Source organism: Bacillus sp. 05T22 (assembly GCF_056396765.1).
In genome coordinates this window covers 54,914-68,842 of record NZ_JBFTMC010000010.1, presented here as the reverse complement: position 1 = coordinate 68,842, position 13,929 = coordinate 54,914, and the positions used below count along the sequence as shown (strand labels likewise).

The 13,929-nt window shown below is 36.6% G+C and carries 14 protein-coding genes; all 14 read right to left on the bottom strand.

From position 1 onward, the window contains the following. The gene (locus AC1DIT_RS05565; protein WP_006094318.1) at positions 1 to 519 is read right to left on the bottom strand and encodes a YpoC family protein; all 519 of its coding nucleotides are present in this window, start codon (positions 517 to 519) and stop codon (positions 1 to 3) included. 4 nt (positions 520 to 523) lie between these two features. Then, the gene (gene nth / locus AC1DIT_RS05560) at positions 524 to 1,171 is read right to left on the bottom strand and encodes an endonuclease III (protein WP_476998094.1); all 648 of its coding nucleotides are present in this window, start codon (positions 1,169 to 1,171) and stop codon (positions 524 to 526) included. Between the two features lie 15 nt (positions 1,172 to 1,186). Next, a complete protein-coding gene (dnaD, locus tag AC1DIT_RS05555; RefSeq protein ID WP_016132663.1) occupies positions 1,187 to 1,894 on the bottom strand; it encodes a DNA replication protein DnaD in 708 nt (235 codons plus the stop codon). Between the two features lie 144 nt (positions 1,895 to 2,038). Continuing rightward, entirely contained in the window at positions 2,039 to 3,226 is a 1,188-nt protein-coding gene (gene aspB / locus AC1DIT_RS05550; protein ID WP_476998093.1) for an aspartate transaminase AspB, read from the bottom strand. A gap of 19 nt (positions 3,227 to 3,245) precedes the next feature. Next, entirely contained in the window at positions 3,246 to 3,722 is a 477-nt protein-coding gene (locus AC1DIT_RS05545) for a cell wall elongation regulator TseB-like domain-containing protein (protein WP_003206481.1), read from the bottom strand. A gap of 7 nt (positions 3,723 to 3,729) precedes the next feature. Continuing rightward, positions 3,730 to 3,900 carry a YpmA family protein gene (locus tag AC1DIT_RS05540; RefSeq protein ID WP_000412180.1) on the bottom strand — a complete coding sequence of 57 codons (171 nt, stop codon included), beginning with the start codon at positions 3,898 to 3,900 and terminating at the stop codon, positions 3,730 to 3,732. A 413-nt stretch (positions 3,901 to 4,313) separates the two neighbouring features. Then, a complete protein-coding gene (dinG, locus tag AC1DIT_RS05535) occupies positions 4,314 to 7,106 on the bottom strand; it encodes an ATP-dependent DNA helicase DinG (RefSeq protein ID WP_016114115.1) in 2,793 nt (930 codons plus the stop codon). 370 nt (positions 7,107 to 7,476) lie between these two features. Continuing rightward, positions 7,477 to 7,860 carry an aspartate 1-decarboxylase gene (gene panD / locus AC1DIT_RS05530; protein ID WP_006094314.1) on the bottom strand — a complete coding sequence of 128 codons (384 nt, stop codon included), beginning with the start codon at positions 7,858 to 7,860 and terminating at the stop codon, positions 7,477 to 7,479. A gap of 13 nt (positions 7,861 to 7,873) precedes the next feature. Then, positions 7,874 to 8,722 carry a pantoate--beta-alanine ligase gene (gene panC / locus AC1DIT_RS05525; protein ID WP_016114114.1) on the bottom strand — a complete coding sequence of 283 codons (849 nt, stop codon included), beginning with the start codon at positions 8,720 to 8,722 and terminating at the stop codon, positions 7,874 to 7,876. After that, complete coding sequence (gene panB, locus AC1DIT_RS05520; RefSeq protein ID WP_003196375.1) at positions 8,722 to 9,558, bottom strand: 3-methyl-2-oxobutanoate hydroxymethyltransferase; 837 nt, start codon at positions 9,556 to 9,558, stop codon at positions 8,722 to 8,724. The genes panC and panB overlap by 1 nt, the downstream gene beginning before the upstream one ends. A 378-nt stretch (positions 9,559 to 9,936) precedes the next feature. After that, positions 9,937 to 10,917, bottom strand: a complete 981-nt coding sequence (locus AC1DIT_RS05515; protein WP_016114113.1) for a biotin--[acetyl-CoA-carboxylase] ligase — start codon at positions 10,915 to 10,917, stop codon at positions 9,937 to 9,939. Then, entirely contained in the window at positions 10,902 to 12,095 is a 1,194-nt protein-coding gene (locus AC1DIT_RS05510) for a CCA tRNA nucleotidyltransferase (RefSeq protein ID WP_016114112.1), read from the bottom strand. Before AC1DIT_RS05510 ends, AC1DIT_RS05515 begins: the two co-directional genes overlap by 16 nt. After that, complete coding sequence (gene bshA / locus AC1DIT_RS05505; RefSeq protein ID WP_476998092.1) at positions 12,082 to 13,227, bottom strand: N-acetyl-alpha-D-glucosaminyl L-malate synthase BshA; 1,146 nt, start codon at positions 13,225 to 13,227, stop codon at positions 12,082 to 12,084. The genes AC1DIT_RS05510 and bshA overlap by 14 nt, the downstream gene beginning before the upstream one ends. Next, on the bottom strand, positions 13,224 to 13,928 hold the full coding sequence (bshB1, locus tag AC1DIT_RS05500) for a bacillithiol biosynthesis deacetylase BshB1 (protein ID WP_016114110.1): 705 nt from the start codon (positions 13,926 to 13,928) through the stop codon (positions 13,224 to 13,226). The genes bshA and bshB1 overlap by 4 nt, the downstream gene beginning before the upstream one ends. Between the last annotated feature and the right edge of the window lies 1 nt (position 13,929).

The window sequence follows — 13,929 nt, the reverse complement described above, 5'->3', positions numbered from 1 at the left end:
CTAACGAGATGGTGACTTCTTTTTTTGTATTATTTTTTTTGCATACAGCTTTTCTATTTCTACATACAACTGTGCCAATTGAATATAGGAATGATAGTGATTTGGTTGCTTTGTAATAAATGAATAACGTTCCATAAAGTTAATCGGTTTTATTTGTAGCTCATCAATCTTGTTTTTAATATCCTTTAACCCTGACACTGGTTTTCCGTTTAACCAATATAAACTCGATAATAAATGAGCTGCAAAGTGAATCATTGGCCTTTTTGCTTCATTTCGCTTTCGATCCTGAAAAAATATCGATATATCCTCTTTTTTGTCTTTCCATATATCTAATACAGCTGGRATTCCCATTTCTATTTCATTCCATGGCTCATATTGTTTTCCTATATCAAATAAGAAATAATGGCTTTCTAGCAATTGCACAAACGATTCATCTGTATGATATATAATCTTATCTATCTCCCCTTCAAAAAAAGGATTACATTGAAACTCATCCGGTACTTGTACAACTTGTTCCATCTTTTTATTTCCCCTTCATTCGCTTCTTACCTTCACGACACACTTCTAGTAGCCGGCATTCTTCACATTGCGGCCRCTGTGCTTTGCAATGATAACGTCCAAAGAAAATCATTCGGTGATGCGTAACTCCCCACTCTTCCATTGGCACTTTCTTCATTAATGTTTTCTCTACCTCTAGAACGGAATCTTTCCAACGGCAAATAGCCAAGCGTTTACTTACACGTTCCACATGTGTATCAACAGCAATAGCTGGGATACCAAATGCTACAGAAACAACTACATTTGCAGTTTTTCTACCAACCCCTGGTAGTTTTGTTAGTTCATCCCGATCCTGTGGTACCTCTCCATTATAGTCTTCAAGCAACATTCGGCATAACTTTTGAATATTTTTCGCTTTGTTCCGGTACAATCCAATTGAACGAATATCTTGTTGCAACTCTTCTAAGGACACATTTAAATAATCTTCAGGTGTCTTATACTTTTGAAATAAACTTTTCGTTACTTTATTTACAAGGACATCTGTACATTGTGCAGATAATGCAACTGCAATTACAAGTTCAAATGGATTATCATGATTTAATTCACAATGTGCTTCTGGATACATTTCTGCCATTGTATCTAAACAATAACGAATTTGTGTCTTGTTTAACATACCTTTCCTCCTATATCACTGCTCCAACCAATTATAAAAAGGCACTTTCCCCGTATATTTGGTCTCTTGTTTCGTTACTTGCTGCGAGCGTTGTTGATTCGCTCTAAATTTCCGCCCTTGATCTTGCGCTTGATCAACTGTCTTAATTCCATTCTTTTTCCACTCAAAGAGAATACGGTCAATATATCGAAAATTAAGTTTCCCACTCATTACAGATTCTCGAAGAGCTGCTTGAATTAAATTCGGATGATGTTGATCCTGATCTTGCCACATCGCTAATGTTTCACATTCAAAAGGCGATAATGGTCTCCCAAATTCCCGTTCAAAAATTGTATATAAATTCACTTGAAGTTTCTTTTGTTCTTCTTTTTCTTCTTCTATTGTTTCATTCATTAAAAAATGTAAGATTTTTTCCCAAAGTGGTTGCAACGAATAACTTTCGCACATCATAGCTTGAGATTTTTGACTACCTTCTAATGCTAAAAAGCCTTTTTGAATTAACGCTTGAATGATTTCCATACATTTCATTTCTGTTATTGTCATTCGTTCTGCAATCTCTGAAGGAGTTGGAAAAGAATTACCCGATTCTAGAAAAGTATGCACATGGAGTACAACCATAAATTCCATCTCATTTAAGCCTAATTTTTTATAATGCATCATAAGCAATTTTGGAATTGCGACGCTGCCTTGTTCAAACCATTGTAACATCATTTTTTTCTTCATGACCATACACCTCGCTTTCTAGTATAACACACCTGTTATAATTTTCTTTTACCACAATTCGTCAAAAAACCTCCCTATAGATAGGGAGGTCATCTTCATTTGTTCAAAGTAACTTATGTGGTAAAAATGAAAGTAATTAGCCTTTTAAGCCTGTACTTTACTTCTCATAAACGTATTAATTCGCTCTAACGCTTTCTCTAATTGTTCAAGAGATGTCGCATAGGATAAACGAACATTGTTTGGTGCACCGAACCCTGTTCCTGGAACAAGAGCTACTTTTTCTTCTTCTAACAATGCTTTTGCCCACTCATCAACGGTTTCATATCCAGCTAACGCTACAGCCTCTTTTACGTTCGGGAATAAATAAAATGCACCTTGTGGTTTAATACAAGTGAAACCAGGAATTTGAATTAATTTATCATAAATAATGTTTAATCGTTCTTCGAATGCTTGACGCATCATTTCCACAGGCTCTTGCGACCCAGCATACGCAGCAATTGCGCCGTATTGAGCGATTGAAGTAGGGTTTGACGTACTATGACTTGCTAAGTTCGTCATCGCTTTAATAAGCTGCTTATTTCCTGCTGCATAGCCAATACGCCATCCTGTCATGGAATGCGATTTAGATACACCATTAATAATAAGTGTTTGTTCTTTTAATGCATTAGAAAGCTGGGCAATTGAAGTATATTCCACGCCGCCATAAACCAATTTCTCATAAATCTCATCAGAAACAATTAAAATGTCGTGCTCTAAACATACTTCTCCAAGCTGCTGTAATTCTTCTTTGCTGTAAATCATCCCTGTCGGATTGCTCGGTGAATTTATAATAACAGCTTTCGTCTTCTCTGTAATTGMCTCACGTAGCTGCTCTGGCTTAATTTTGTACTGATTGTCTTCTAGTCCTTCTACATAAACTGGCTTACCACCAGCAAGCTTTACTTGTTCTGGATAACTTACCCAATAAGGAGTCGGAATGATAACTTCGTCCCCTTCGTCAAGTAGCACTTGAAATAGTGTATAAAGTGCATGTTTTGCTCCATTACATACGATAATCTCAGTTGGATCATACGCTAATCCTTGATCACGAGTAAATTTCTTCGCAATTTCTTGTTTTAATGTTGCTAATCCACCAGTTGGTGTATATTTCGTATGTCCTTCTAACATTGCTTTATGTGCAGCATCCATAATATGCTCTGGCGTATTAAAATCAGGTTCTCCTGCTCCTAATCCAATTACATCATGGCCTTCAGCTTTCAATGCTTGTGCCTTTGCTGTAATTTCTAAAGTTGAAGACGGTGTTAAAGCAGCTACTCGCTTTGCTAATTTCATTTGTGGTTTCCCCCTGCATCTATTTTTCAATGCTGTAATATCCAGCATATTTCCCATCTTGAAATTCTAGATAATAATACGTATAACGACCTTCTTGATCAATATATGTAATTTCCCACAACGGAACATCGTTTTCAGCACCTAATTTTGCCTTTACCAATTCTTTGGGCTTGCGTTCCCCAGCCACAATTTGTAAAGCTTTCTTTTCAGAAATGCCCTCGTTCTTTTTACGTACTAGAACATTCCCTTTTTTCTCAGGTACCCAAACAATGATTTGTTCTCCTTTTTCATCTACACCTTGTACGACTGCATATGAAGATTTTCCGTTATAATAATCAACCGTTTTTACTTTCGTAAGCTTTGCTTTTTCTTTTGCAATTTCTACAACTTTTGACTCTTTCGGAATTTTCTTTTCCATTGTCGCATTATAAACATGCACCCCATATAATCCAATGGCAACGATAACGATAATGATGGCAAAGATCCACTTCTTCATTGCATCACTACGTTCTGTATATCGTAAATACTGCTGTTTCTTTTTCGTTTTCGTCTAATGCCAATCCGAACATGAGGTCCTGCTCTTTTAAAGTGCGATTCAAACTATCAACAATTTTATATAAGTCAGACGAATATTTAATACGCGTCGTTGATAGCACTTCGATTTTCTTCTCCATGAAAACTCCTCCGTTACACAAAAATTTCTAATTATAGAAGAACGCAATACGGTTACAATAAGAGTACATTCTTTACAACCCCTGCTTCATCACCCATCTATTATAGCAGGACATGTTCAGCAAAAAAAGGTTTCAAATTGAAAACCGAAACATTTGTATACAAGAAGTAAGAAAAAATAAATTTCCTCCTACCCACATTTCATGCCTGAAGTACGTCGTACTTCAGGCATATTTTTTCACTTACTGTTATTCCTTTAGCTATTTACCGATAGTAATTCCACCTACCTCAAAGTTATCTAAAAAATAACAAAAGTGAGGTAGGATATACTACCCGTCAAAAAACGATTGGCGAAGACGAAGAATCAGTGAGAAATGAAGGAACCCTCAGTGATTACAGTTTCACTTTATCCGCTTTATTCTTCTAAGTGATCTAACAGTTCTTCTAACGACCCTTCATAAAGAGGAACATTTGGAATAGATTGCATAAATCTTTTTCCGTAGAAAGAGTTGGTTAAACGACGATCTAAAACAAACACCGTTCCAGCATCCGTCATTGTACGGATTAATCGTCCAAACCCTTGCTTAAAACGAAGAATTGCTTGCGGAAGTGCCAGTTTCGTAAATACGTCGTCTCCTTTATTTTTCAACCATTCACTTTTGGCTTCCATCATTGGCTGATGAGGCGGTGTAAATGGTAACCGAACAATAACAAGATAGCTTAATGCATCTCCAGGAATATCAATCCCTTCCCAAAAACTACTTGTTCCTAACAAAATTGCTTTGTCGAACTCTTGAAATTTCCGAACTAAACGACTTCGGCTACGATTATGAACACTTTGTGTTAGTAATACAAAGCCTTCTAATTCATCCGCTTGTTTTAAATTTGTATATGTTTCCTTTAGCATTTCATAGGATGTAAACAAAACGAGCATTCTCCCATTTGTCGCTTTAGCAATCTTCATAATATGATGTGATACTTCTCTTATATACACATCCTCGCTTACTTGCTTAATAAGAGGAACATCAGTAGAAACCATTAGCTTTACTTGTTCCTCATAATGAAACGGCGATGGAACTGTTAATGTGTCTGGTGCAAAGTCATATAATCCAAGTTGTTCCTGTATATAATCGAATGTATTATTAACAGTTAAAGTCGCAGAAGTAAAAATAACGCTTCGCTTTTTTGTTAAGAACTCATCCGCAAACCTCTCTCCTATATGGACAGGTTGTGCATATAACACAGTGGAATGAATTGTACCTTTCGTTTCCGTTTCCATCCATGTCACATACTCTGTTTTTTCTAATATAAGCAGCTGCAATGAGTCGACCATTTTACGCAATAATTCAATTAAATGCATAAACTCGCCTGTAACAACATGCATCTCCCATTCGATTTTACTTTGTAATAAGTCCGCTTGTTGCTCTAGCGCAGTAAGTATTTTTCTCAATTCGTATACGAAGCGATTTGTTAACTCAGCTATACTTCTCCATAGCTTTCCATCCTCTTGGTCCGCGTTATATCGATAAATAAGCGGCATATTATTTGCCCCTTGTTCTTGCTTTGTTTGCTGAAATATAAATGTACGTAACATTTGAAATAATTCATCAGCATCGAATTTAATTTCCTTCAACCTATGACTCACCATTCGAAAAGCTGAGCGTGACGAATGATGAGATTTTTTCATCAATTCATATACCTTTGATAGCACATCGTCCGTTTCTAACGTACCAAAGCGTGATAAGATTAATTGAAAGTACATGCATGAAAACTGCTCTCCAAGTGTCCTAGTCGCTGTTTCTTCGATGTGATGAGCTTCATCAAAAATAATATGTTCACAAGATGCCAAAAGTGGATCTTCACTAACAAAATCTTGAAATAGTAAAGCGTGATTTGTAATAACAATATCTGCAAATAACGCTTTATTTTTTGCTCGTTGATAAAAGCAGCGACTAAACCAGTTGCTTTGCATGCCGCCCGGACTGTACGTATCACTACAAATGCGATCCCACAGTAACTTCCCGCCTTCTGGAATATTAAGCTCGTCACGATCACCAGTCTCCGTTTGCAATAACCATACTAATACTTTTGCTTTCGTAAGCGCAGCATCATAGTTCTTCTCTTCTTCTTGCAATGCATATTCAAATTTATGTAAGCAAAGATAATGTTTTCTTCCTTTTAAAAGAGCCACTTCGAATGGAAATGGTAATATACTTTGCAATAAAGGAATTTCATTTTCAATCATTTGTTGTTGCAGTTGTACCGTTTGCGTACTAATAACAACTGGCTCTTCTCTTCTCTTTGCAAAATAAATACTTGGAAGTAAATAAGCAAGTGTCTTCCCTGTACCTGTTCCTGCTTCGATTAATGAAAAGCGAGAATCTCTTAATGCTGTATATATTTCCTTCATCATTCGCTGCTGACTTTCTCTTTGTTCAAAATTTGGCATCTTTAGCCCAAGTTGTTCCATTGACTTATGTAAAAAAGCATCAAATTTAGATAAACAATCATCACCGATTTCTAATGAATAATTTCGTTTTCGAAGCGCAATATTTCGATATACTTCATATTCCTTTGCATCTTCTGTACCAAGCATCACTTTATTTAAAATATTTTCTGAAATGATATTCGCTATATCACTTTGGAATACATCGCTTAGCTCATATAAAGATTGTAATGTGACAAGCGGTAGTTTTTCTAATTGATTTAGAAATTGTAAAAATAATTCTGCTGTCACGAGAGCATCGCTATCTGCACGATGCGGTTGATCATGTTCCAATTCATGTTTTTTTGCTAAATCACGCAATTTATAGCTATCAGCTGTCGGCAATAAAATTTGTGCCAATTCAACCGTATCAATTTTTAGACAGTTTACTTCTCCATATCCAGCTTGTTTTAATTCTTCCTTCAAAAAATTCCAATCAAAGTGAACGTTATGTGCAACAAAATAAGCACCATGTAATAGTTCGGCTACCATCGGCGCTACATCGCAAAATAGCGGGGCTTGTTTCACGAGATTTTCATCAATCCCTGTTAATTCTGTAATAAATGGAGGAATCTCTCTCTTCGGGTTAACAAAAGACGAAAAGATTTCCAATATCTCTCCATCTTCTACTACAACAGCTGCAATTTGTGTAATTCTGTCCTTCCCATCTTTCCAGGAGTTCCCTGTCGTCTCTAAATCGACAACGACATAACGCTTACTCATATGTAACACCTCAATTTCTTACCCTTTCAAACAACAAAAATTCATATATTGTTACTATACCACGTTTTATATCATCTTAATGAAAAGATGGACAAAAAATAGAAGAGCCTGGTGTTGAAAAAAGGACTCTTTCTATTCATTCAAGTATATAGTTTCAAAAAAATCTTTAATCTTCTTTATTAATGAATAATTTTTCCGAACCGTTTTTTTACGTGTATTTACATAAAGTAAGCTTCCATCTGCGGGATTTTACATGCTATTATCCCCACTCACCTATTTGCCGCGCCTCTCTGAATCTTGAGGTAGATCTCTTACTGCCGTGATAGCAAGATAAAATGAAAAGCTATCCCATATGAGATAGCTTTTCATTTTATAAAATCGTACCTGCTTTTTCAGCACCTAACATTTCAACAATTTGATTGTTATCATCTAACACCGCAATTTTTGGTACTTGTTTATCTACATCTTCTGTCGCTACGAGACCGTAACAAATAATAATAACTTTATCTTCAGGTTGTACAAGTCTTGCAGCTGCACCATTTAAACAAACAACACCGCTGCCACGTTCCCCTTTAATTACATACGTCTCTAAGCGAGCTCCATTGTTATTATTTACAATTTGTACTTTTTCATTTTCTACAATCTCCACTGCGTCCATTAAATCTTCATCAATTGTAATACTACCTACATAATTTAAATTGGCTTCTGTTACAGTCGCGCGATGTAACTTTGCTCTCATCATTGTGCGAAACATAGATGACTCCCCCTTATTCAACCGTTAATGTAATATTGTCAATTAAACGTGCATTATCAAACTTCACTGCAATTGCAAGAATAATACGCCCACCAATTGTTTCAACTTCCGTCAAAGTTGGGTACGCATATAGATCTGCATAATCGACGATACCTTGTGTATTTTCCTCAATATATTCTTTCACAAGACGTGTAATGATTTGCGGATTACGCTCTCCAGCTTCAATTCGTTTTTTCGCTATACATAAGCTTTGATATAAATGTGGTGCTTCCTCACGTTCTTTTTCTAATAAATATACATTACGAGAACTTCTTGCTAATCCGTCTTCTTCCCTAACGATATCAACAGGTACAATTGTGATTGGAATATTGAAATCACGTACAAATCCTTGGATAACAGCGACTTGCTGTGCATCTTTCATACCGAAGTAGGCACGCTTTGGCATTGTAATATTAAATAGTTTCATCAATACAGTCGCAACACCTGCAAAATGAATCGGTCTTTGCTTACCACATAATACGTCTGTACGCTTTATAACTTCAACCTTTGTTGTCTGTTCTGCAGGATACATTTCTCCTACGCTCGGATAAAATAAATAATCCACCCCGGCTTCTTTTGCTACTTTCTCATCTCTCTCGATATCCCGAGGATAGCGATCTAAATCTTCATTTGGTCCAAATTGTAATGGGTTTACAAATACGCTTAAAATAACAACTTCATTTTCTTCCCTTGCTTGACGTAATAAAGTTGCATGCCCTTCGTGTAAATATCCCATCGTTGGAACAAAACCGCTATCTTTACCACTTGCACGAATTTCACTAGCAATTTGCTGCATCTCTTGCACTGTTGTTACAATTTTCATCACTGTTTCCCTCCGTATAATGCTACACATTCTTCCTCTTTCATTGTGAATGAATGTTGTTCTTCCGGAAATTGTCCTGCTTTTACTTCAGCAACATATTGCGCGATTCCGCGTACAATTTCTTCTTGAACTGATGTATATTGTTTCACAAATTTTGGAACACGTTCCACTCCATACGAAATGAGATCATGATAAACAAGTACTTGACCATCTACTTTACTACCTGCACCAATACCTATTGTAGGAATCGTCAGCTGCTGTGATACAAGCTCTGCTAATTGCATTGGTACGCATTCTAAAACGATTGCCATTGCACCAGCCTCTTCACATTTCTTAGCATCTTCTAACAATTTCTTTGCACTTTCAGCATCTTTCCCTTGCACTTTATAGCCACCTAATACACCTACAGATTGAGGTGTTAAACCAAGATGGGATACAACAGGAATTCCTGCATTCGTTAAGAAGCGAATGATTGATACTACCTCATCCGCTCCTTCTACTTTCACTGCATGTGCTCCGCTCTCTTGCACGATGCGGCGCGCATTATGCATCGTTTCTTGCAAAGATACATGGTAAGACATAAACGGCATATCCGTTACAATAAAAGTTTCCTTTGCTCCGCGGCGCACTGCTTTCGTATGATGAATCATATCATCTACCGTTACTGGAATGGTTGAATCGTATCCAAGTACAACCATTCCAAGGGAATCCCCTACTAAAATCATATCGACTTCAGCTTCTTCTGAGAGCTTTGCAGATGGATAATCATACGCAGTAAGCATCGTAATCGGCTCACCTTTCTCTTTCATTTTTAAAAAATCTGTTGTCGTTTTCAAAAACTACTCCTCCTTTATTCAGGAGAGAGGAGATGGCCGAAATCATATAAAAAAACCATCTGACCAAAAAAGGGCAGATGGGTTGTGTTAGTCGGCAAAATTCATCCCTCTGTCCCAGTCCGTTGTTGGATCAAGGCAGAATCCAAATTATTTTTCTTCATTGCTTGAAATAATGGTGCAGTTCACTCAGATACTGCCCATATTCGAACTAATTATAGCAAACTAAGAAATAAAATTGCTACATTTTTTTGAAAAAATAATTTTCTATTCCTATTACGGTATGTGAAATTTCAAGAATAACAACGAATATAACAGTAAACAATTCTTACTGTCATCCAATATACAAATAAAAAGAAGCTCCCAAGCAGGAACTTCTCTTTACTTAATTTCTATATCAGCAGAATGAATATGATGAAGTTGACCTTTATCATCTTCTAACATAAGTACACCATCCGCTGTAATTCCTTTTGCTACACCTGTAATCGTATCTTTCATCGTTCGGGCCGTAATTTCTTTTCCAATACTTATTGCATAACTTTCCCAAAGAAGTTTAATAACCGAAAAACCATTCTTTACATATTCTTGATATAACTTTTCCATTTGTAAAAAGATCTGTTGCATAAGCTCTGCTCGCACAATTGGTTTTTTTGATTCAATTGCTAAAGATGTTGCAATTTCTTTAATCTCATCTGCAAAATGTTCTTGCCCTTGGTTTGCATTAATTCCAATTCCCATAATAACAGCATTAATCTTATCTGGGTCAGCCTGCATCTCTGTTAAAATACCGACAGCTTTTTTTCCTTCAATTAAAATATCATTGGGCCATTTAATCCCCACATTCACACCTGTACATTTCTCAATTGCTTGCGCTACACTAACAGCTGCTAATAAAGTAAGCTGAGGGGCATGATGAACGGGAATAGCTGGACGTAAAATAATACTCATCCAAATCCCTGTCCCTTTTGGTGAGTGCCATTTTCTACTCAAACGGCCGCGTCCTGCTGTTTGCTCTTCCGCAACGACAATTGTTCCCTCCGCTGCCCCTTCATAAGCAAGTTTTGCTGCAATATGCTGCGTAGACTCTACAGATTCTTCAAAATAAACAGTTCTCCCTATAAATTCTGTCTGTAAGCCTAATTGAATTTCATTCGCTGTTACTTTATCTGGCTTACTAGCAATCCGATATCCTAGACGACGCACAGCTTCTAGTTCATATCCTTCGCTCCGAAGATCCTCCATATGTTTCCAAACAGCGGTTCTTGAGCAGCCAAGCTTGTCACTAATTGTTTGACCAGATACAAACTCGCCATCTGCTGCAGAAAAAATCTGCAGCAATTGTTTTCTTATAGTAGATTGCATCCTTGTAGCCACTCCCTTATTTTCTCTTTCTCATTTTCTAATCGTTCTTGTAAAATTTCTTCTTCGATTCTTTGCAACACTTCTGCCACCCATGGTCCTGGCGCTTTTTCTGTCCAACCTAACAAATCATTGCCGCTTACTTTCATTTCCTGACGATTATGAATGGATAATGAACCAAATAATGACTGTACCTGATTTACAGAAGATATATCATATTTTTTTATAATAGCTTGATATACTCTTTCCGCCATTAAAGCAGTATGTAAACCTGTCTTGTATAGAAAAACTGCATCCCAAGACTTTGTTTTTCTAGAGCGGATTGCTAATATAACAGCTACAATATCTTTTATTTTTTTGTTTGAAAATTTCCATTGACGTAAGAAAACTGCTGGATGTTCTTCACCAATACAATATAAGAAAAATGCCCACGCCTCGATATCGGTTTCAAAAGAATCCCAGTTATATTGCATAGCTTTTAAAATTCTTTCTTCTGACATTTGTAAATATGGTAAGTGCGTAACTAGTTTCGTCTCTACTAGTTGTTGAAGCCCATTTACACAATATTTACCCGTCAACAGTTTTTCAAACTCAACTGTAATTCTTTCAATCGCTATATGTTCCAGTAAATGCCCATACTCTTCAATCGCACGTTTCGTTTGTTCCTCTAAAAAGAATCCTAAAGTACTAACAAAGCGAATACCCCGCATCATACGTAGTGCATCTTCTTGAAAGCGATCCGCAGCATTCCCTACTGTTGCAATTTCTTGTTTACGAATTGCCTCTTGCCCTGCAAACAAATCAATGATGTTTCCTTCTTCATTCATCGCAATCGCATTCATAGTAAAATCCCGTCGTTTTAAATCTTCTTCTAATGAACGAACAAACTGAACACTACTTGGTCTGCGAAAATCTTCATAACCACTCTCCGTTCGAAATGTTGTCACTTCATACGGAACACCTTCTTGAACAACAATAACCGTACCATGTTCAAGACCAACAGGGACATGTCTTGGGAATAAATGCATCACTTCTTCTGGAAGAGCTGATGTTGCGATATCAATATCACCAATTGGTCTATTGATAATAAAATCACGCACACTTCCTCCAACAAAATATGCTTCATGCCCATGTTGTTTCAATGTCTCAATAATTGCTCCAGCTTGTTTAAATCGTTTCATTTTTGTCATCCCTTAGTATGTCATAATAAATTGCCTCATATTGTGAAACAATATTTTCCGAACGAAATTGCTCATATACAGCTTCCATGGCGCGCTGTGCCATATTTTGATGGAAATCGTCGTTTTTAAGCAATTGTATCGCTTGCTTAGCTATACCTTTGATATCTCCAACTTCACATATATATCCYGTTTCACCATGTTGAATRACYTCTGGAATRCCYCCAACMCKCGTWCCRATACWWGGYACACCACACGCCATTGCTTCTAGTAAAACGAGGCCAAAGCTTTCTTTTTCTGATAAAAGCAACATTAAATCGCTCATTGCAAGAAGCTCAGCAACATTATCCTGTTTTCCTAAAAACAAAACATGTTCTTCAATATGTAAGCTTTTCACCAACTGTAAAATTGTACAAAATTCTGGTCCATCACCAACAAGTAATAATTTCGCTGCCACTTCTTTTACAATTTTAGCAAATGACTGGACAACATCTTGTACACGCTTGACCTTGCGAAAATTCGAAATATGAATTAATACCTTTTCATCTTCACGTATGCCATACTCTTTTTTTAGTTGGGACATATCTCTCTTAAAATAGACACGCTCATCAATAAAATTATATACAGTCTGAATTTCTTTATTTGGCTTTACAAGCTCATGTGTTTCTTGAATTAACGAGTGAGATACAGCTGTAACAACATCAGATTGCTCAATACCAAACCGTATTAAATTATTTAGAGAAGGATCTGAACCAAGTACAGTAATATCAGTTCCATGTAACGTCGTAACGATTTTAATATCGTCTCCAATCATTTGCTTCGCTAAGTATGCACAAATTGCATGTGGTATTGCATAGTGTACATGTAAAATATCCAAGTTTTCTCTCTGTGCAACCTCTGCCATTTTACTTGCTAATGCTAAATCGTAAGGTGGATATTGAAAGACAGAATATTGATTTACCGTTACTTCATGAAAATAAATGTTTGGATATACTTTATTTAATCGGAATGGAACTCCAGAGGTAATGAAGTGAATTTCATGACCTCGTTCAGCCAATTGTTTTCCTAATTCAGTTCCTACAACCCCAGAACCACCAATAGAAGGATAACATGTTATACCTATTTTCAATTTCATTTACATCCCCCTATTAAATCAGCATGTAATAAAACTGGCTTTTTACTCATAAATCCTTCAGCATACATAACTCCAACTTCTTTTCCAAACATTTTCTCACGAGCGATTACTGTTTCGACATACCCTTCTGTTAAAGGTGTCTTCACACCATCACTTCCTGCTGTAAATTGGCTTTCATAGGCTTCTAACGCGGCTATCTTTTCAGAAAGATGTTCGCTAATATCAATGCAGAAATTCGGTTTATGAAAACCATTAATCATATAATAATAAAAAGATTGTACGCGATGTGGTGACATTTCTGGCATATATTTACGAACACCTGCTGAAAACACAGCTTCTTCCACGAGTTTCGCACAATTCGCATGGTCTGGGTGGCGATCTTCATAGTATGGTGCAAAAATAAGCGTTGGCTTATATGTCCGAATAATTTTTACGATTTCTCTTATATATTCTTCTTTCATATACAGACCGCGGTCTGGCATTGCTAAATTGATTCGCTCTGTCACTCCCATGATACGAGCGGCTACTTGCGCTTCTTCTTTTCTTAGTTCAACCGTCCCATTTGAGGATAAATCGGCTTCTGTCAAATCACAAATGCCAACTTCATATCCTTGTTTTGTATATTTGGCAATAGTGCCAGCCATGCCGATTTCAACATCATCGGCATGAGCACCAAACGCTAATATATGTAATCCCCTCATA